Genomic DNA, 19050 nt, shown 5'->3' with positions numbered 1-19050 from the left:
CAACGCCAAAATATTCCCGCTCGGGAATATTTAATCCTAATAACCCGACGAGACGACTGATAATTACCGCTCGGTAATTATCGAAGGATTTATCTGACAGTAATGTTGGGGCAATAAGCCTCGCTTCTCACTGCCGCCTGGGGATAGCCGTCGCATACGTATTGAGATGCGAGAGGTGTTCATCCGCTTGCTGCAAAGCGTCTAGCGTCTTAGGCCTATCGAATTCCGCCAATAAACTGCACAGCACTTCGGAGACGGCTAATGCCGGGGTTAGCGTGTGAAAAAAGCTATCGGTTTCCGTGGGGCATAGAATCGTCTGCGCTGACATCCCCACCAGCGGCGACACTTCACTATCGGTGATGGAAACAATCCCCACCCCCTTATCTTTTGCCAGTTGGGCCAGTTCCAGCGTCCCTGTTGCATAAGGTTTGATGGAGATAACGAGCAATACATCCTCAGATGTGGCACGAATTAGTCCATCTCCGCCGGTTCCCCCAGGCCCATCCAGATGCACCGAGCGCTCGCCCAGTAGGGTCATCACGTAATGGAAATGCCAGGCAACGGCATGGCAGGAACGTAACCCCAGCACGTATACCTTTCTCGCTGATCTCAGCCTAGTGGCGGTGGCTTCCAGCTGCCGTAGTGAATCGGGCTCGCAGAGCTTAGCAAGCTGGGCACTCAGCCCTTGAAGCATATGCGAAGCGGTATCGCTGGCTCCCCTTTCACTGCCTTCATTTACCCGCTGGCGAACCTTGGCCGCAAAGCCATCGCCTCCCTGACGCAACGCCGCCGCATGCTGCGCCCGAAGTTCGTCGTACCCTGATAACCCCAGGAATTTGGCAAGCCGTGTCATGGTGGCGGGTTGCACACCCGCTAGGCGCGCCACCTCGCGCATGGACACCAGCGCCACTTCCTCCGGATGCTCAAGCACGTAGCGAGCGGCCTGTTGCAGCTGCGCAGACATGGCATCGTACTGGGCAATAATCTGCTCTCTCAGCGAATCGCTCGGCTGCATAGTAGTTGGCTCTGTGAAGAAATAAGGGTTGGCTCTGCAAAGAAATGATCTACATGTTTCACACTATATTTAAATGATTTATTTGTTGCAAACATCTTTGTGAGTGTGCCAATCTCATTGTCATATGAATTACTCACCGTTTGATAATGAGGGAAAGAGGCTATGACGCGTATTCTTCACCGCGGTATCGGCGGGAAACTGCCTCATGCTGCGTCGGCACAAGGCGTCTATATCACGGACACCACGGGGCGCCGCTATCTGGATGGCTCGGGAGGCGCTGCGGTCACCAGCGTAGGACACGCCCACCCGGAAGTGCTGGCCGCCATGCGCTCACAGATCGATAGCCTCTGTTACGCCCACACCTCATTTTTCACTACCGATGCCGCCGAAGCACTTGCCGAAAAGCTCGTGGATTTAGCCCCCGCAGGGCTGGATTACGTCTACTTGGTGTCGGGTGGGTCAGAAGCCGTCGAAGCGGCGCTGAAAATGGCCCGGCAGTACTTTGTAGAGATTAATCAGCCCCAGCGACGGCATATCATTGCCAGACGCCAGAGCTACCACGGCAATACCATCGGCGCGTTGGCAACCGGTGGCAATGCCATGCGGCGCCAGCAGTTTCAGCCCATCCTGCCAGAAACCCACCATGTATCGCCCTGCTATGCGTATCGCGACAAGGGCACCGACGAGACGCCCGAGGCCTACGCTGCACGGCTTGCAGAGGAGCTTGAGGCAAAGATTCTGGAACTTGGCCCTGAAGAAGTCATGGCCTTCGTTGCCGAACCCGTCGTCGGTGCCACCTTAGGGGCGGTCGCCTCTGAGGCGGATTACTTCAAACGCGTGCGTGCCATTTGCGATAAATACGGCGTACTGCTGATCCTCGATGAAGTAATGTGCGGCATGGGAAGAACTGGCACCGTCTTCGCCTGCGAACAAGATGGGGTAGTCCCGGATATCGTCACGATCGCCAAAGGTTTGGGCGGCGGCTACCAGCCTATCGGCGCGGTGATGCTATCGGCCAACATCTACGCCAGTTTCGCCAATGGGTCTGGGCTGTTTCAGCATGGTCATACCTATCTTGGCCACCCTGTGGCCGCCGCGGCCGCTAACAAAGTGGTTGAGATCATTGCACGGCCGGAGACGCTGGCGAACGTCAATGCCATGGGCACGAGGTTACAGAGCGGCCTTGAAGCGGCGCTCGGCGCATCCCCCCATGTGGGCGATATTCGCGGCAGGGCTTGTTTCGCGGTATCGAGATTGTCGCGGACAGGGAAAACAAAACACCTTTCGATCCGGCTAGAAAGATTTACGCCAAGATCAAGCGACAGGCCATGGCGCGTGGCCTGATCAGCTACCCGATGGGCGGCACTATTGATGGCATTAACGGTGATCATATCTTGCTGGCTCCGCCCTATATCATTGCGCCTGACGAAGTAGACCTGATCATTGAGCGTATTGCCGAGGCCATAACCGCCGCCATCGCAGAGTGATGACACAATCAACAACATCTGAAAGGAGACCCACCCATGCCCTCTTCTCCCTGCCCGCCTATTTCCGATGCCGACTGGCCTGAGGAGATCCCTGATTTACGCGAGGGCTTTGCTGGCGCACTCAACGTTTATCGCACCATGGCCCATCACCCGGCCTTGCTTAGAGCGTGGGCGCCCTTGCGCCAACACGTTGTTAAGGAGAATGCGTTAGGGCCGGAACTGACCGAAGTGGTGATTTTACGCGCGGGTTTACGTATGGGCTCAGCCTACGAGTGGGCCCATCATGTTAGTCGTGCACTCGCCCTGGGATTCTCCGAACACCGGATCACTGCTATTCGCGGTACTCCCGAAGGCGTTGATGGTCTTATCGTCAACGCCGTGGATGCGTTATTCGATGAGCGCATGCTGGCCAAGGAGCAGGAAGCAGAACTTGCCGAGGCGATCGGACGCAAAGCAGTGATCGACCTGATCGCCATGGTGGGTTTTTACTACTCGGTGCTCGGTTACCTGCTCAAAACCTACGACACACCGATTGACGACACTATTCAACAAGAAGCGCAAAAGCAGCCGGAGCTGTTTTCGCTAATGCCACGTTCAACCAGGGCTGCTAATTAGCCACCCAATTTTCAATAAGCGAATTACGCTAATTGCTTAACCAACACCTTCGATTTACGGGCGTGATTGTAGGTTTCGCGTTTCAGCGGGGGTAGGTCTTCCAGGCTGGCGGCGCGGAAGCCGTGTTCCACAAACCAGTGGGCGGTGTGGGTCGTCAGCACGAAGATTTCAGTTAAGCCGCGCTGGCGGGCGCGCGCGCATGGCCTCCACCAGGCGCTCGCCCCGCTCGCCACCGCGGTAGCTGTCGTGCACTGCCACGCAGGCGAGTTCGGCAATGCTGGTATCCGTAAATACATGCAGCGCGGCGCAGCCAATCACCATACCGTCACGCTCGATCACCATGTAGTCATCGATTTCGTGCTCCAGGCGTTCACGGGAGCGCGCTACCAGCATGCCCCGGCGCTCTAGCGGTTCCAGAAGTTCCAGCAGACCGCTACATCGTTGAGCGTGGCTGGGCGCAGCTGTTCATAGCGGTGCTGGGTAATCATGGTGCCCACGCCGTCCCGGGTGAACAGCTCACCCAGCAGGGCATCGTGGTTGCGCCAGGAGAGCAAGTGCGTGCGCGCCACGCCCCCCGTGCGGCGGTGCAGGCGGCCTGTAAGTGGCGGGCTAGCTCGCTGCCTGGCACTGCGGCGCTTAAACGCGGCTCGGCCTCCGCTGGCGAAAGCTGGCGCAGCAGTGCGCCCTGCTCATCTTCCAAGCCTTCGGATTCCCCCAGCAAAATCAGCTTGTCGGCTTTCAGCGCCACGGCGGCGTGTTGAGCGACTTCAGAGGCGTCTAAATCAAAAACTTCACCGGTACTGGAGAACCCTAGCGGCGGCAGCAGCACCAGCGAGCCTTTTTCCAGCAGGCCTTCAATGGCGCTGGCACGCACCCGACGCACTTCGCCGCTGTGGTCGAAATCCACCCCTTCGCGCACGCCTAATGGCTTGGCGGTCACCAGGTTGCCGGAGATCACGCTCAATTCCACACCGTGCAGCGGCGTGCTGGGCAGGCCAAGGGAGAGCCGCGCTTCAAGCCATAGCCGCTGGTGGCAGCTACCTGCTCAACGTGAGCCATCACCGCGCGATCCGCGACCCAGCGGCCATCGATGCGCGTGGGTTCTACGCCGGCGGCGGTTAGCGACTCGTGCACCTGGGGGCGAATGCCGAACACGACGACCAGTCGCACACCCAGGGTATGCAGCAGCGCCAAATCCTGAATCAGTTGCTCCCCTCGGCCAGACGCCATGGCTTCGCCTTCAATTAAGATGACAAAGGTTCGCCCCCGGTGGGCATTGATGTAGGGGGAAGCGTTACGAAACCAATCAACAAAGGGGAAGCGCGTATCCAAGGGCCGCTCTCCGGCAGCAGGTGAAAGAAACAATCTCAAAAACAATCTCCAGTTACTTTACCAGAGCACGAAAAACAGCGGCACCTTCAAATGCAAATCTGCTCGATCTAATGCAGATAAACATGAAGATGCCGCTGTGATTTTACTACTTGGCTGCTTTTAAACACGTTCGAGCGTTGGCGTACTAAGTATTTAATAGCCTGCTCTCGTTAGCCAAACATACCTTTAAACATGAAGAAGAACAGAATCGCCAGGCCAGCGCCTGCTGGTAGTGTGATCAGCCACGACATGGCAATCGTGCCGATGACCCGCAGGTTCAAAGCCGCCATGCCGCGTGCCAGCCCCACCCCAAGAATCGCGCCGACCAGGGTGTGGGTGGTGGAAATCGGCAGGCCAGTGCCCGAGGCCAGCACCACCGTCGTGGCTGCCGCCAGGGTAGCGGCAAAGCCACGGCTGGGGGTCAGTTCCGTAATCCCGGTACCCACGGTAGCGATGACTTTATGACCGTAGGTGACCAAACCCACCACGATGCCGCTGCCGCCAAGTACCAGCACCCACCAGGGCACCAGTGCAGAGCCGCCAATTTCACCGCCGGTTTGCACCACGCTGATGACTGCCGCCAGTGGGCCAACCGCATTCGCCACATCGTTAGAACCGTGGGCAAAGGCCATGGCACAGGCGGTGAAGATCATCAGCACGCCGAACACACGCTCAACGTTGGCATAGCCGAAGTGGTCGTTGGTATTGTGCTCAAACTTGATACGCCGCTGCATGATCAGGCCAATGCCCATAATCACCAGGCCCAGCAGGATCGACAGCAACAGGCTCTGATTGAAGGTTAGATCCAACCCCACATGAGATAACCCTTTGGTCAGCGTGACCATCGAAACGATGAAGCCCACCAGAAACACATAACCGGGTACGTAGCGTTTGGCGGCCGTGAACGGGTTGGCGTCCTCGAAAATCAGGTGGTGTACCGATTTAAACAGCACGAAACCGATGGTACCTGCCAACAAGGGGGAGACCACCCAACTGGCGGCAATCTTGCCTACCGCACCCCAGTCCACCGTGGCAGGGCCTAGCCCTGCAACCGCAAAGCCTACGATCGCGCCGACAATCGAGTGCGTCGTGGAAACCGGCCAGCCTTTCATGGAGGCCACCAGCAGCCATGTTCCCGCCGCCAGCAGGGCTGCCAGCATGCCGTAGACCAGCAATTGTGGGTCGTCCTGTAGCAGTTCGGGGTCGATAATACCTTTACGGATCGTATTGGTAACTTCGCCACCGGCTAGCCAGGCACCCAGGAATTCAAAAATGACCGCAATCAGGATAGCCTGTTTGATGGTGATCGCTTTCGACCCCACCGAGGTTCCCATGGCATTGGCCACGTCGTTGGCGCCAACGCCCCAAGCCATGAAAAAGCCAAACAAACAGGCCAGGATGATAAAAATTTCACCGTGCTGGGCAATAATCAGCATGAAAGTCCCCTTAGCGGGCAGTCAGGATCTGCAGACGGCTACCCACGCGCTCGGCGCGGTCGGATAGTTCGCCAACCCATTCAATGATCTTGTAGAGAAAGATCACGTCCACTGGTGGTAGCTGGCTCTCAAGCTTGAACAGCTGGCGGCGAATGGTGATCTGTTGGTCGTCGGCTTGGTGTTCGAGGGTGTGCAGCTCACGGATCATCTTCTGCATCACATCCGAGACATTTTTGCCAAAGCCGGACTCGAGCAGATCCTTGAGCTCTTCTAGCGCTTGACGCGCTTGCGCCACGCAGGCAACGCTGGTTCGAATGTAGTCGCGCATCGGCGCGGCCAGCTCATCCGGCACGCGCATTTTACGCCCCAGCATAATGCCGGTAATGTCACGCACCTTGTTGGCGATCTTGTCCTGCACGCTGATCAGATCAAGCAGATCGGAGCGCGACACCGGAAGAAACATGGTGTTGGGCAGGTTCAACCGTAGTTCTGTTTTCAGCGTATCGGCGTCATGCTCTAGGCGGGTGACGTTTTCGCGCAGCTCAGCCGCTTTGTCCCAGTCATCAACCAGGGTTGCTTCAAAAAACGGCAACAGCTGATCGGCACACTCATTCGTCTTGACGATATGGGCCAATAACGGCTGGAATGGCGAGCGGCCAAACATCGAAGAAAAAGGATTGGAGGTAACCATAATGCCTTTTAGCCTGTTTTCGGGGAGCCTGGAAATGGCGGCGCCAGTATAAAGAGTGCGCCCGCCGCCGTCATGAAAAGTTCACAAATGTAATCAAATATTCATTTAAATGTCACGATAACGAGGTAGCTAACGTCATGAAAGGCCCAAACCCCATGGAAGTGGAACTTAAACTGGCCCTTGCCCCGACAGGGCCTGCGGCGCTGACTCAACACCCGTATCTCGCTTCACACGCCGTGCGTAAACAATCGCTGACCAATACCTACTTTGATACCCCTCAGGGTGATCTGGCGAAAGCACATATTGCGCTGCGACTTCGCCAGGTGGATGGTCAGGTGCTGCAAACGGTGAAAACCGCTGGCCAAGGTGGTGGCGGGCTTTCCCAGCGCGAAGAGTGGGAGTGGCAAGTGGCTGGCCCGCAGTTGGATCTCGCTTCAATTGCCAAGCTCCCCCCTTTTCAAGGCGAACTTAGCGGTGTGCTAGATGCCCTCGCCCCCAACTCAGCACCGACTTCACACGGCGTAGCTGGCAGCTAAAAGAGGGCGGACAAGGTCAGGAGAGTCATGTCGAGCTGGTATTGGATGAAGGCGAAATTATTAGCGGTGGCTACCGCACGCCGATTCGCGAAGCAGAGCTCGAATTAAAAGGCGGCGAGCCTGAAGCTCTGTGGGCACTGGCATTAACCCTTGCTGAACAGGTAGCGCTGCGGCCCTCGGACAGTAGCAAGGCGGCCCGTGGCAATGCGCTTAGTACCCAACACTGGCCGCTCCCCGAAGCGCACTCCCCGGCAGAGTGGCTGCACCGTGCCACGCTGGCGCTGGACGCCTACCACGACAGCCAACAAGCCAGCTTTCTAAACGATGCCCAGCAGGCGTTGGCCACCCTCGCCGAACACCCCGAACTGGATGCCACCGCACGCGCTTATGCCCAGGCGCTGCCTGGCGCGCTCAATACGGACGGCCAGCCCAATGCGGCCTACGGTAAAGCGGCGTTAGCGCTCGCCCATCGCTTGGCGTACCAAACCGCGCTACGCTAGCGTTTAACACTCTTTTTTAGAACGGCATTGAGGCTCACTTCAGGATGATGCGATGAATTTACACTTAACACCGGGCGGGGATGGCCTACGCACACGGCTGTTTCATGTCATTTTCGAGTCAGACACGCCAGGGGCCAAGGCGTTTGATATCGCCTTGATTATAGCGATTTTGTTAAGCGTCGCGGTTATTCTGCTAGGTAGCGTTGAGAGCTATGCCGCGCACTACGGGCACATTTTTTTCTTAGCTGAGTGGACATTCACACTTCTTTTCACCCTTGAGCTGGCCTTGCGCATCTACTGCTTGGAACGTCCTTTGCTCTATTTAAAGAGTTTTTATGGGATCGTCGACTTGCTTGCCGTGTTGCCTACCTGGTTAATACTGCTCGTGCCCGGCGCCCATGGGTTGGTCATTGTTCGTTTGCTGCGGGTGCTGCGCATTTTCCGTATTTTGCGCCTGATGGAGTTTGTCGGCGAAGCTAGCCTGCTCATAGACGCTCTCAAACGCAGCATGCGGCAAATACTGCTGTTTTTTAGCGCCATTTTTATGGTGATCACGCTGTTCGCGGCCCTGATGTACACGATTGAATCACCTGAAGCGGGCTTCACCAGCATTCCCATGTCGATGTACTGGGCTATCGTTAGCATGACAACGGTCGGCTACGGCGATATTGTCCCCGCTACATCGGTAGGCAAAGCAATCACGATGATTCTGATGCTACTTGGCTACTCAATCATCGCCGTGCCCACAGGGGTATTCTCCGCTCAGGTAATTCGCTCGATACGCGAGGATCGTTACTCGGAGGAAGCCTGCCCCGGCTGCGGTCACGACCACCATGAGAAGCGGGCCCGTTACTGCCTGCGCTGCGGCACCTGGCTCGACGAGGACAGCGAAGACCCACGAAAAAAAGACGCAGACAAAAACGCGCCCCATGACAGCTAAACCAGATAGCCAAACCGAGGCGCGCAGCGTTTATTTAATGCGGGATGGAGTGGTTATCTAACCGATCACTCCACTTCATGCGGGGCTTCCCAGGCGTCTAACTCAGCCTCGCTCCAGGCACCGTAGGTAGCGTTGGGGAACACGATCCAATCGTTGCCAAAACGCTCGGCATTCTCTTCAACAAGCGCATGCTGCTGGTCAAGGTCGGCGCCCGCGAAGTCACCCGCGAAATCGTGAAGGGAATCACCCAGCTGCATCACCAGCGTGTGGTTATCCACCACTTCCGCGCGGCGTTCTGCCTTGGCAGGCCCCAGCAACATCACGCTCTGTTCAGAGACTTGGGGTAGCTCTAGCGCTTCCAAGGTGGCGATAGTGTCGGCCTCGTTCTCCTGGTAGCGATCAGAGACGTAAAAAATGGCCACGCCCTGCTCATCCGCGTAATCCAGGAACGCTTTGGCACCCGGCATCAAACGCGGTTCGCCTTCACGCTCCCAATGCTTCCATGTGTCCCAGGTGGTGTAGTCGTGGCACGCCTGCATGTCGCGAACCAACAGCGCGCTATTATCCAGCACCGTTTCATCCAGGTCGGTAATGATCGCCAAGTCGTCGCTGCCACCATGCGCCTCAATCTGATCCTCAAGCCGGTAGGTGGCGAGGGCAAAACCCTGACGCTGCAGAGCAGCGGCTTCAGCAGACTGCTGTTGATAGCGCAGGCCCATTGCATAAGCTTCCTGGGCACATATTTCTGCGTCATCACTATTTGCATGGCTGGTCAGCGGTAAAGCGGTGAGGCTGGCTAGAGCAGCAAGGGTGCAGAGGCGAGAAGGGAATGGCTTCGTCATTGAATGATCTCCTGGGCTAGGCGATCTCAAAAAGACGAGGCGATTCCTCGCCTTAAAGGATCACAATTTATTATCGAAAAGAACCGTTAGGATCATATTTTATTTTCATTGAACATTCAAATAATGAAAAATAGACAAATTCCCTGCTCATTAGAGCTAAAAGCAGGGATTTGCTCTGAAAAGTGTTTTTAGACGACGAAAGGAGAAATATCGCCGCGCCCTTCACGGATGATTTTCGGCGGCAGTTCGCGCAGGTCGATGACGCTGGTGGGGTCTAAATGGCAGGCGCCGCCGTCGATAATGGCATCCAGGTGGGCGCCAAAACGCTCGCGGATCTCTTCCGGGTCGTTCATGGGCAGGTCATCGCCCACCGGAATCAACGTTACGCTCATCAACGGTTCGCCTAATGCGGCCAGTAACGCGTGGGTAATGCGGTGATCCGGTACGCGCACGCCAATGGAGCGCCGCTTGGGATGCAGTAGCAGGCGCGGCACTTCTGAAGTGGCATCCAGAATATAAGTATAAGGGCCTGGGGTATGGGCTTTCAGCAACCGAAATACATCGTTATCCACCTTGGCGTAGGTGCCAATTTCCGAGAGATCGGAACACACCAGGGTGAAGTTGTGTTTATCGTCCAGTGAACGTAGCCATTTTATCTTCTCAATGGCTTTCTTCTCACCCAGATGGCAGCCAAGGGCATAGCCCGAATCAGTGGGTAAGCCACCACACCGCCTTTACGAATGATCGCAATCGACTGATCAATGAGGCGTTTCTGAGGGTTTTCCGGGTGAATCTGAAAATATTGGCTCATTGGTAACTCCTGTCCGTAGGCACTGCCTATACAGCATAGCCGACTTGGCTTTTAACTGACCGGGCTTTGCAATGACCCGGCTGTGATTTAACCGACCGCCAGCAGGCCGGGTGACGCATCGCGCAGGTGCAGCAGCCGGGGATGCTGCCATATGGGGGGCGCCGCCGTGCGCGGCACCAGGCTCATGCTGCCGGGGGCCGCATGACTGCCGGGGAAGTGAAAATCGCTGCCCATAGAAGCGTAAAGGTCGCGCTCCACTAGCTGACGCGCCAGGTCGCGGGTGCTATCCGGGTTCTGCTGGCCGCTGACCAGTTCAACCGCTTGGCCGCCCGCCGCTTGGAAGGTATCCATCAACAGGCCTCGCTTGCGCCGGGTTAAGCCGTGGCGCAGTGGATGGGCAATCACGGCCACACCGCCGGAATCGACAATCCAGCTCACGGCTTCGCTGATTTCCGGCCAGTGGGCTTTAACATCACCCTTTTTGCCGCTGCCCAAATAGCGCTTGAAGGCGCTGGCCCAGTCCGGCACCACGCCTTCCGCTACCAGCGCGCGGGCAAAGTCCGGGCGGCCTAGCGGGCGGTCGCTGCCGGCGTGCAGGCGTGCTTTTTCCAGCGCGTTGGATAAACCGACTTTTTCCAGCCTTTCGGCGATCACTGCTGCACGCTGTATCCGCGCTTCACGCTGCTGAATCAGGCCTTCTACCATTGGCCCCTGTATGCCACCGGGCATCAACGCCACCACATGGATATTGACGCCCTGCCAGCGTGTGGATAACTCACAGCCGGGGATAAGACACAGCCCTGCTTGCTCCGCCGCGCGGCCCGCTTCTTCAATGCCGTCCATGGTATCGTGATCGGTGAGCGACATGTGCGTCAGCCCGCGTTCGGCACACAGGGTTACCAGCTCGGTGGGCGTTAACGCGCCATCAGAAGCGGTTGAGTGCATGTGCAAATCAACTGGGTAGCGCTGATCGGCATCAAAGGTAGTGGGAAGTCGAGGCATAAGCATGACGCCGTGTGGCCAGTTTGTCAGAATGCGCTTTTCAGCTGTGAATGAACCCTTCGCAATGGGTAAGATATGGTGCGCGCTTATGCCAGTGCGGTCAATTAACGGTCACTTTGCATCCTCGTCTTATCAAGGAGTTATACCCAAATGCTGTATGCCATTATGAGTGAAGATGTACCCAATAGCTTAGAGCGCCGCTTAGCGGCCCGGCCAGACCACTTGGCACGCCTGGAAGCGCTGCGCGATGAAGGCCGCCTGGTACTGGCTGGCCCTCACCCTGCCATCGACGCTGAAAATCCTGGCGATGCAGGCTTTTCCGGCAGCTTGGTGGTAGCGGAATTCGACAGCCTGGAAGACGCCAAGGCGTGGGCCGACGCTGACCCATACATTATTGCAGGGGTGTATGCCAAGGTAATTGTTAAGCCGTTCAAGAAAGTTATGCCTTGACGCCAATAGGCAAGTATGGAGGGTTCGTCGGCTTTTTCACAGAGCCTGTGGAAAACTCTGTGCAAACCCGGCGGACGCTTTGCGCTAAGCCAGAGATAACGCCAGCGCTAACAAATTGATCATTTTTTAACCACCTGTTCATCAATACGGATACCTGCGTGACCCAACGTTCAAACGCTTTGCCACCGCTTGCGGCATTAACGACGCCAACCCTTACCTGGAACGAGGGAGCCCCCCACGCAACAGCGTTTGATGACATCTATTTCACCCGTGGCGATGGGCGCGCAGAGACCGAACATGTATTTCTGGGTGCCAACCACCTCCCCGAACGCTTTGCCGCCTGGGAAGCCGCGCGGCCCTTTGTGATTGGCGAAACCGGCTTTGGCACCGGGCTCAATATGCTCTGCGCCTGGGCCTGTTTTGAACAACATGCCCCTTCTTCTGCACGACTGCACCTGTTATCCACAGAGAAGTTTCCCCTTGAGCTAGTTGCCCTTGAACAAGCATTAGCTAGCTGGCCCTCGCTGGCGACTTATACACAGGCGCTCTGTGCCCAGTGGCCCGCCGCGGTTAGCGGTATTCACCGCCTGCACTTAACCGATCGCGTCACCCTTGATCTGCATTTCGGCGATACCACTGAGCGCCTGGAGCAGTTGGATGGTCAGGTCGACGCCTGGTTTTTAGACGGCTTTGCGCCGTCTAAAAACCCCGATATGTGGCAGCCTGAATTGTTTAACGCCATGGCCGCCCGTTCACGCCCCGGCGCGACTTTCGCCACTTTTACCTGCGCAGGCATCGTTAAGCGGGGCCTGAAAGCGGCGGGCTTTAACTGGAAGAAAGTGCCGGGCTATGGCCGCAAGCGGGAAATGCTAGCGGGCAGTATCGAAGCTCCACCAGCGGATCACCGCCGCCAGGCCACTCCCTGGTTTATCCCACCGCCTGCGACACCGGCCAAGCACGTTGTGATAGTCGGCGCCGGGTTGGCGGGAAGCAGCGTAGCGGCAGCGCTGGCACGGCGGGGCATTAAGGTGACAGTGGTGGAGCGCGAAGCACCCGGTGCGGGCGGTTCGGGTAATCGCCAGGGCGCTCTATATGTAAAGCTTGCCGCCGAGACCAATCACCAAAGCCGGGTTTATCTTGCTGGGCTGTTGTACAGCCAGCGTTGGTTAACTCAGCAACATTCCCCCCAAAGCTTATGGCAGCCCTGCGGCGTGGTGCAGTTGGCAAGCAGCGATAAGGAGGCACGCCGCCAGCAGCGTTTTATCGAGCAACACCCGCTGCCACCTGAAGTCGTCACGGGCATGGAGAACCCGGCGTTAACCGAAACGGCGGCAATCACCGTCAGTGCACCTCACGGGCTTTATTATCCACAGGCAGGCTGGGTAAGGCCTAAGGCGCTGTGTGAGCACTTGCTTAGCCAACCAGGCATTAGCTTGCAGCAAGGCAACGTTCGCTCCCTTACCCAACTAGAAAACGGCTGGCAGCTCAACTTGGCCGATGGCAGTACGTTGGGGGCGGATCAGGTGGTGATTGCCAGCGCGCATTTGGCTAATCGCTTTGCGCAAACGGCGGAGTTACCGCTACAGTCGGTGCGCGGCCAGATTAGCGAACTAACGCTACCCGATGAGGTAGCGGGCCCTAAACGCGTCGTCTGTGCTGGCGGCTATGTGGCGCCCGCTTTAGAGGGTGTGCTGACCTTCGGGGCTAGCTTTATACCCAACAATGCGACAACTGATGTGACGGACGACGACCATCAGCGCAATATCGATGAGCTGCGCCAGACGCTGCCCGCGTTGGTAAAGGCGTTGGAACAGGCAGGCATTGAGCTGAGCCCTGAGAACCTTAAGGGTCGTGCCGCCGTGCGTGCAGCAAGCCCCGACAAAACCCCTTACGCTGGGCCGGTGCCGGTGGCAGAAGCATGGAGAACGGATTATTCGCTGCTGAGCAAGGATGCCACCCGCGTGGCGGAGATACCTGGCAGGCACCATCCAGGCCTGTGGATATCCACCGCCCACGGCTCAAGGGGGCTCGCCAGCGCGCCGCTCTGTGCCGAGGTAATCGCCTCACGAATCTGCGATGAACCAATGCCACTGGAAGCGCCGCTGGTCGATCACCTGCATCCGGGGCGGCGGATTATTAGTGCGATTATTCGCGGCGAGAATGCTTAATAGAAAACCGGGTAACAGCTCTTTTTTGTCACTGCGAAGTACTCCGCCTCATTATATGGGGTGCCATTGCAAACGCAGTGAAGCAAACTGGGGTGGGGGCCCCGACAGGTTGAGATTGCTTCGTCGTTTCACTCCTCGCAATGACACATAGGCGTCATTGCGAACGCAGTGAAGCAATCTGGGGTGGGTGCCCCGACAGGTTGAGATTGCTTCGTCGTTTCACTCTCGCCATGACACATTGGCTGGGCGCCTGGCTACAACATTCTTTTGTCATCGCGAGCGAAGCGCGGCGATCTCGGGTTTGCCTGCCAATGCCAGCAAAGATTGCTTCGTCGTTTCACTCTCGCCATGACACATTGGCTGGGCGCCTGGCTACAACATTCTTTTGTCATCGCGAGCGAAGCGCGGCGATCTCGGGTTTGCCTGCCAATGCCAGCAAAGATTGCTTCGTCGCTTCACTCCTCGCAATGACACATAGACGTCATTGCGAACGAAGTGAAGCAATCTGAGGTGGGTGCCCCGACAGGCTGAGATTGCCGCGTCGCTGCGCTCCTCGCAACGACATATTGGGAGGCTTTTCGCAAGATGAGGCTAAATATCGCCCTCTTCTTCGTCGTCGGCGACATCGCGCCCAAACGAGCGCCACTGAGCCAGGGTCATCACTTCGGTCATCTCTAATTCAAGGTCGTGGGCGATAATCAGCTCATTGCGCTCAAGCTGCTTTTTCAGTTCGGCTACCCAGCCGTGCATGCCCTCGCCCGTGGTATCAGTGGTGTCGTAGCCCTGGCGGGTCACAAACGCCTCCAGCAGAGCATTGAGGGTGTCCTGTGGCAGCATTCGGGCGGGTACTTCAATAAAACGGCTCATTAACGCTGCTCCCACTCAGCCAAACGTTCGATAAAGGTGGCTTCGTCCACGACTTCCACGCCCATCTGTTCAGCTTTGGTAAGTTTACTGCCCGCCGCTTCGCCTGCGACCAGGCAGGTAGTCTTCTTCGATACACTACCCGCCACCTTAGCACCCAACGCCTGCAAGCGTGCTTTGCCCTCATCGCGGGTCATACTCTCCAATGAGCCGGTGAGCACCCAGGTCTGGCCTTCCAGTGGCGTTGGACCTTGAGTGACTTCCGCTTCTTGCCAGGTAATGCCTGCGTCAATCAGCGCGGCAATGGTTTGCTGATTGTGGGGCTGACGAAAGAAGGTATGCACATGGGCGGCCACAATCGGGCCGACATCGTTAACCGCTTCCAGTGCTTCCAACTCAGCGGCTTGAATGGCGTCTAGGGTACCAAAGTGATTGGCCAGGTTGGCCGCTGTGGCCTCGCCTACTTCACGAATTCCTAACGCATAAATAAACCGCGCCAAGGTGGTCGACTTAGCGGTTTCAAGCGCGTTGACCAAGTTAGTGGCGGACTTCTCGCCCATACGCGGCAGGCTTTGCAACTGCTCGACGGTTAAGTGGAACAGCGCCGCGGGGGTTTCCACCCAGTCCAAATCGACCAACTGCACGATCAACTTTTCGCCCAGGCCGTCAATATCCAGCGCTTTACGGCTGGCGAAGTGCTTTAGCGCCTCTTTGCGCTGCGCCGCGCAATAAAGACCGCCGGAACAGCGCGCCACCGCTTCGCCTTCAAGGCGCTCGATATCCGAACCGCACACCGGGCAATGTTCGGGAAAAATGATCTCCCTTGCATCCGCTGGTCGCAGCTCGGTATGCACGCTCACGACTTGAGGAATCACATCACCGGCCCGGCGAATCGACACCGTATCGCCGATCATGACATCCAAGCGTTTGATTTCATCGGCGTTGTGCAGCGTCGCGTTAGAAACCGTCACACCGGCCACGGTGACTGGTTCCAGGCGCGCCACGGGCGTAATCGCCCCGGTTCGGCCGACCTGGAACTCCACATCGTTAAGCGTGGTGACCTCTTCCTGAGCCGGATACTTGAACGCCACCGCCCAGCGCGGCGCGCGGGCAACAAAGCCAAGTTCACGCTGGTAGCGCAGGTCGTTCACCTTGATCACCACGCCGTCGATATCGAAACCTAAATCGTCTCGCCTTTCGCCTAACTGGTCACAGTAATCGGCAACGGCCTGCGGGCCTTTGACCACCTTCAATTCTGAACTGGCGCGAAAGCCTAACGTGGACAAACGCTGCATTAGTTCGCTGTGCGCAGTATCCCCTAAGTCTGGCTCCAAGCGCGCAGCCTGATAAGCATGAAACTCTAGCGGGCGCTTTGCCGTGATGCGTGGATCCAGCTGGCGCAGGCTGCCTGCCGCCGCGTTGCGGGGGTTGGCAAAGACCTTGCTGCCCTCTTCCCGGGCGCGCTCGTTCAGCGCCTCAAAGCCCGCATGGCGCATAATTACCTCGCCACGTACTTCTAGCAGCGGGCACGTTTTTGCCCATTAGCTTGAGCGGTACCGAGCGCAGCGTGCGCAGGTTAGAGGTAATGCCTTCGCCGGTGCGACCATCACCTCGAGTCGCACCGCTCACCAGCATGCCCTGCTCATAAACTAACGAGACGGCCGCGCCGTCCAACTTTGGCTCGCAGGTAAATTCAAGGTCGTCTGCCGTGCATTCGAGGCGTTCGGCCACCCGTTCAGCAAAAGCGAGGATATCGTCACGGCTAAAGGCGTTATCCAGCGACAGCATGGGGATAGCGTGGGCCACCGATGGAAAGCCATCCGCAGGGGCAGCGCCCACACGCTGGGTGGGTGAATCGGGAGTGACCAACTCCGGATGCTCAGCCTCCAACTGCTGTAAACGCTGAAATTTACGATCATAGTCGGCATCCGTCAGCGTCGGTTCATCCAGCACATAGTAACGGTAGTTGGCCTCGTCCAGGGCGGCCCGCAGTTGGGTAATCTCTTCCAGAGATTGAGAATCAGACTGACTCATTGGGGTGGGTTCCAGTACTAGCTAAAATCGGCAGCGAAAACGCAAAAGCTAAATTTCAAAAACATAAAAAATGACAAAACAACAGCGTATTGAACAGAAACACCCGCCTTCTGGCAAGAAGGCGGGTGTTCCACAGCAAGTGCTGCTTCGTCGGTTAGTAGGCGACGATTAGCGGGCTTGCAGTTGACGATGCAGGCGATGGCGGCGCTCAAACTCACGCACCCGCTGGCGGGCAAATTCGATCGTTTGTGCGGTCATCACGCTGCGGTTTTCGTCTTTTAGCTCGCCGCCCATATGGCGAACCACCACCATGGCGGTTTCTACCATCGCCTCAAAGGCAGCGGCACTATCGATGGCGCCAGGTAGCGGCATCAACAGCGTGATACCGGGCGTCATAAACTCACCCATCTCTTCAATGGGGAAAGTACCCGGTTTAACCACATTCACCATCGAGAACTGAAGCTCACTAGCATCGCTCTCGGTTTCAAAGCGGTGGAAAACACCCATTTCACTGCTGTAGCGCAAACCGCACACCATCATCAGCTCAAGTAGTTTGGTGCCATCGAAGCCTTCTGGATCACGGGACAGAACGCTAATCACCACGACTTCTTCGGCATTGGACAGCGTCTCTTTAGCGTGTTCACCGTTCACATCATGGCGCAGAGCTTTTTCTAACGTTGGGTGTACGCGGACTCGCTCGTTCATCCCACGCTCGCCGGCCGTTTGGCCATCATAAGCGTCTGCCTCGAAGCTTTCTTCAAAACCTTCTTCGTGGGCTGCATACTCATGGCTTGCGTAGCGACGCGCCTCTTCATCGGCAGCATGCTGCTGGGCGGCTAGCCTTTCGGCGGCAGCCGCTTCTTCACGAGCTTGGGCCTGCTCTTGAGCAAGGCGGGCACGCTCTGCGTCAGCGGCTTCTTTGGCTTCACGCTTCTGCTCTGCTTCCAGCGCTTTGCGCTCGGCCTTCTGTTGGGCCAAGGCTTGATCACGCACCGCTTTCTCAGCTTTTTTGCGCTGCTTCTCTTTACGCCGCGCAATCAAACGACGCTTCAGCGAGCGCCCCATGCCTTCAAAGTCGACCAGGCGATACTCATCAACTTCGTCATCATCCAACTCGTCGTATTCGCCCGCTGTATCAGAACGCAACTGACGCCGTTTCGGCGAATGCTCATTGGCGTGTTTAGCAAATACGGCATCTTCTGGCTCAGCCCGCAGCACAGGCTCCTGGGTGTGCTCTGGTTCCTGCTGAGTGCGAGGCTGTGCCGCCATTTCGCTGTCTGTTTCAGTGGCAGCTGCGTCACTGGCGGTGAACGAGATAGCATCTGAAGCAGCAGGTTGAGACGCTTCAACGTTCTCTTCTACCACCGGAGAGCTAGGCGTTGCAGCAGAATACGCAGGCTGCTCGCTTTGTGGTTCCGGCTGCGAAGGTACTGTCGCCTTGACCTGCGGCCTCTCAGTTTGAGGAGAGCCAGTTTGAGGAGAACCAGTTTGTGCAGAGTCAGTCATTGAGATACTGGGCTCGCGGCGCTCATGTTCAGTGGGCGCATTGTGGGCAGCATAACTAGCAGAAGACGTCGCCGCAGAAGTGACTGGCGGCTCTGTCTTAACGGCTACGCTTGGTGCTGGCTTAGCAACTGATGCTGCTTTATCGAGTTTATCTGCCTTATCAGCTTTGCGCTTGGCGGCTTTAGCAGAGGCGGAACGTCTAAACTCTGAAAGCACTCTAGAAGGCCCAGGATGCTCTTGACGTTCTAACTTTGGTTTATTACCTAAGCCACTATAGTCTGCGGGTTTAACAACTCGAGCACCGCCATTTGGAAGTTCCCAATTGATCTCCGCAGCTTTAGCAGCCTCCTCGGGATCATCTAGCGAACTCCCGGATAGGTCTTTCTCCGCCTGATCCAGACGGGGTACACGACGCTGCCGTTGAAGTCTTCGCACACCGTCAATAACGATGAGCGATACCAACGCCAGCCCTAAAATGATTAGCCACTCTCTTAGTTCCATGTCGAACGTTCCATGGTCGTCTTGCCGGTTGCTAAGGCACGGTGTCTAAAATGTCATGCCTGAATATAGGTAACGGCTATTGAATAATTACCTGCTATCAATAAAGCCAAGCATAGCGCGATTACTACCAAAAGGGCCAATTTTTGCTGCATTTAACGCGATTTTCACGCCATGGCAGAATTCTGCCTCTCTTTAGGCCAGAGAAATCTGACCTTAACTTCAAACAAAAGTGCCGCAATCATTAGATCTAACATCTATAAATAGCTTTATAAAGGAATCCG

General features: G+C 56.8%; 11 protein-coding genes and 5 pseudogenes. 6 read left to right on the top strand and 10 right to left on the bottom strand.

Annotated elements, in window-relative coordinates:
- Nucleotides 1–127: 127 nt before the first annotated feature.
- Entirely contained in the window at nucleotides 128–1015 is an 888-nt protein-coding gene (locus tag FDY98_RS03745; RefSeq protein ID WP_027957335.1) for a MurR/RpiR family transcriptional regulator, read from the bottom strand.
- A 162-nt stretch (nucleotides 1016–1177) separates the two neighbouring features.
- On the opposite strand from FDY98_RS03745, the pseudogene FDY98_RS03740 reads away from it, so the two are divergent.
- Nucleotides 1178–2502, top strand: a pseudogene (locus FDY98_RS03740) (aspartate aminotransferase family protein).
- Between the two features lie 36 nt (nucleotides 2503–2538).
- Nucleotides 2539–3117, top strand: a complete 579-nt coding sequence (locus tag FDY98_RS03735; protein ID WP_155705682.1) for a carboxymuconolactone decarboxylase family protein — start codon at nucleotides 2539–2541, stop codon at nucleotides 3115–3117.
- Nucleotides 3118–3140: 23 nt separating this feature from the next.
- Here the strand turns inward: FDY98_RS03735 and argA are convergent.
- The 3 genes and pseudogenes from argA to FDY98_RS03720 all read right to left on the bottom strand — a co-directional run bounded on the left by argA (nucleotide 3141) and on the right by FDY98_RS03720 (nucleotide 6615).
- Nucleotides 3141–4449 (bottom strand): annotated as a pseudogene (gene argA / locus FDY98_RS03730) (amino-acid N-acetyltransferase).
- 209 nt (nucleotides 4450–4658) lie between these two features.
- A complete protein-coding gene (locus FDY98_RS03725) occupies nucleotides 4659–5924 on the bottom strand; it encodes an inorganic phosphate transporter (RefSeq protein WP_027957338.1) in 1266 nt (421 codons plus the stop codon).
- 10 nt (nucleotides 5925–5934) lie between these two features.
- Complete coding sequence (locus tag FDY98_RS03720; protein WP_009286796.1) at nucleotides 5935–6615, bottom strand: TIGR00153 family protein; 681 nt, start codon at nucleotides 6613–6615, stop codon at nucleotides 5935–5937.
- 137 nt (nucleotides 6616–6752) lie between these two features.
- Here FDY98_RS03720 and FDY98_RS29265 point away from each other — a divergent pair.
- Nucleotides 6753–7651, top strand: a pseudogene (locus tag FDY98_RS29265) (CYTH domain-containing protein).
- Between the two features lie 52 nt (nucleotides 7652–7703).
- Nucleotides 7704–8591: an ion transporter gene (locus FDY98_RS03710; protein ID WP_027957340.1), complete on the top strand. Its 888-nt coding sequence runs from the start codon at nucleotides 7704–7706 to the stop codon at nucleotides 8589–8591.
- Between the two features lie 65 nt (nucleotides 8592–8656).
- Here the strand turns inward: FDY98_RS03710 and FDY98_RS03705 are convergent, their stop codons facing one another.
- The 3 genes and pseudogenes from FDY98_RS03705 to FDY98_RS03695 all read right to left on the bottom strand — a co-directional run bounded on the left by FDY98_RS03705 (nucleotide 8657) and on the right by FDY98_RS03695 (nucleotide 11252).
- Nucleotides 8657–9433 (bottom strand): 5'-nucleotidase, lipoprotein e(P4) family, encoded by a 777-nt coding sequence (locus tag FDY98_RS03705; RefSeq protein ID WP_022519942.1) that lies wholly within the window; start codon nucleotides 9431–9433, stop codon nucleotides 8657–8659.
- A 188-nt stretch (nucleotides 9434–9621) separates the two neighbouring features.
- Nucleotides 9622–10244: pseudogene (locus FDY98_RS03700) on the bottom strand (L-threonylcarbamoyladenylate synthase).
- 87 nt (nucleotides 10245–10331) lie between these two features.
- Entirely contained in the window at nucleotides 10332–11252 is a 921-nt protein-coding gene (locus tag FDY98_RS03695) for a PHP domain-containing protein (RefSeq protein ID WP_035538993.1), read from the bottom strand.
- Nucleotides 11253–11396: 144 nt separating this feature from the next.
- Between FDY98_RS03695 and FDY98_RS03690 the strand changes: the two genes are divergently transcribed.
- Together FDY98_RS03690 and mnmC are read left to right on the top strand one after the other, a co-directional pair.
- Entirely contained in the window at nucleotides 11397–11696 is a 300-nt protein-coding gene (locus FDY98_RS03690) for a YciI family protein (RefSeq protein ID WP_022519945.1), read from the top strand.
- A 158-nt stretch (nucleotides 11697–11854) separates the two neighbouring features.
- Nucleotides 11855–13864 (top strand): bifunctional tRNA (5-methylaminomethyl-2-thiouridine)(34)-methyltransferase MnmD/FAD-dependent 5-carboxymethylaminomethyl-2-thiouridine(34) oxidoreductase MnmC, encoded by a 2010-nt coding sequence (gene mnmC, locus FDY98_RS03685; protein WP_027957342.1) that lies wholly within the window; start codon nucleotides 11855–11857, stop codon nucleotides 13862–13864.
- A 591-nt stretch (nucleotides 13865–14455) separates the two neighbouring features.
- Here the strand turns inward: mnmC and FDY98_RS03680 are convergent.
- The 3 genes and pseudogenes from FDY98_RS03680 to zipA form a co-directional block, all read right to left on the bottom strand.
- Nucleotides 14456–14731, bottom strand: coding sequence for a YheU family protein (locus FDY98_RS03680; RefSeq protein ID WP_027957343.1), 276 nt, complete (start codon nucleotides 14729–14731; stop codon nucleotides 14456–14458).
- A pseudogene (ligA, locus tag FDY98_RS03675) lies at nucleotides 14731–16762 on the bottom strand (NAD-dependent DNA ligase LigA). Before ligA ends, FDY98_RS03680 begins: the two are co-directional and overlap by 1 nt.
- A gap of 168 nt (nucleotides 16763–16930) precedes the next feature.
- Nucleotides 16931–18769, bottom strand: coding sequence for a cell division protein ZipA (gene zipA, locus FDY98_RS03670; RefSeq protein WP_027957345.1), 1839 nt, complete (start codon nucleotides 18767–18769; stop codon nucleotides 16931–16933).
- Nucleotides 18770–19050: the final 281 nt, after the last annotated feature.

Origin of the sequence: Halomonas sp. PA16-9 (assembly GCF_009728585.1) — a bacterium.
In the GTDB taxonomy this organism is placed as follows: domain Bacteria; phylum Pseudomonadota; class Gammaproteobacteria; order Pseudomonadales; family Halomonadaceae; genus Vreelandella; species Vreelandella titanicae.
Note: the sequence above shows the minus strand (reverse complement) of the source record. Positions and strands in the feature narration are given on the sequence as shown.

Excerpts from the sequence above, each read along its gene's own strand:
- FDY98_RS03710 (WP_027957340.1), top strand. The coding sequence starts at position 7,704 with ATGAATTTACACTTAACACCGGGCGGGGATGGCCTACGCACACGGCTG.
- FDY98_RS03725 (WP_027957338.1), bottom strand. The coding sequence starts at position 5,924 with ATGCTGATTATTGCCCAGCACGGTGAAATTTTTATCATCCTGGCCTGT.
- FDY98_RS03690 (WP_022519945.1), top strand. The coding sequence starts at position 11,397 with ATGCTGTATGCCATTATGAGTGAAGATGTACCCAATAGCTTAGAGCGC.
- FDY98_RS03695 (WP_035538993.1), bottom strand. The coding sequence starts at position 11,252 with ATGCTTATGCCTCGACTTCCCACTACCTTTGATGCCGATCAGCGCTAC.
- FDY98_RS03745 (WP_027957335.1), bottom strand. The coding sequence starts at position 1,015 with ATGCAGCCGAGCGATTCGCTGAGAGAGCAGATTATTGCCCAGTACGAT.
- FDY98_RS03735 (WP_155705682.1), top strand. The coding sequence starts at position 2,539 with ATGCCCTCTTCTCCCTGCCCGCCTATTTCCGATGCCGACTGGCCTGAG.
- FDY98_RS03720 (WP_009286796.1), bottom strand. The coding sequence starts at position 6,615 with ATGGTTACCTCCAATCCTTTTTCTTCGATGTTTGGCCGCTCGCCATTC.
- zipA (WP_027957345.1), bottom strand. The coding sequence starts at position 18,769 with ATGGAACTAAGAGAGTGGCTAATCATTTTAGGGCTGGCGTTGGTATCG.
- FDY98_RS03680 (WP_027957343.1), bottom strand. The coding sequence starts at position 14,731 with ATGAGCCGTTTTATTGAAGTACCCGCCCGAATGCTGCCACAGGACACC.
- FDY98_RS03705 (WP_022519942.1), bottom strand. The coding sequence starts at position 9,433 with ATGACGAAGCCATTCCCTTCTCGCCTCTGCACCCTTGCTGCTCTAGCC.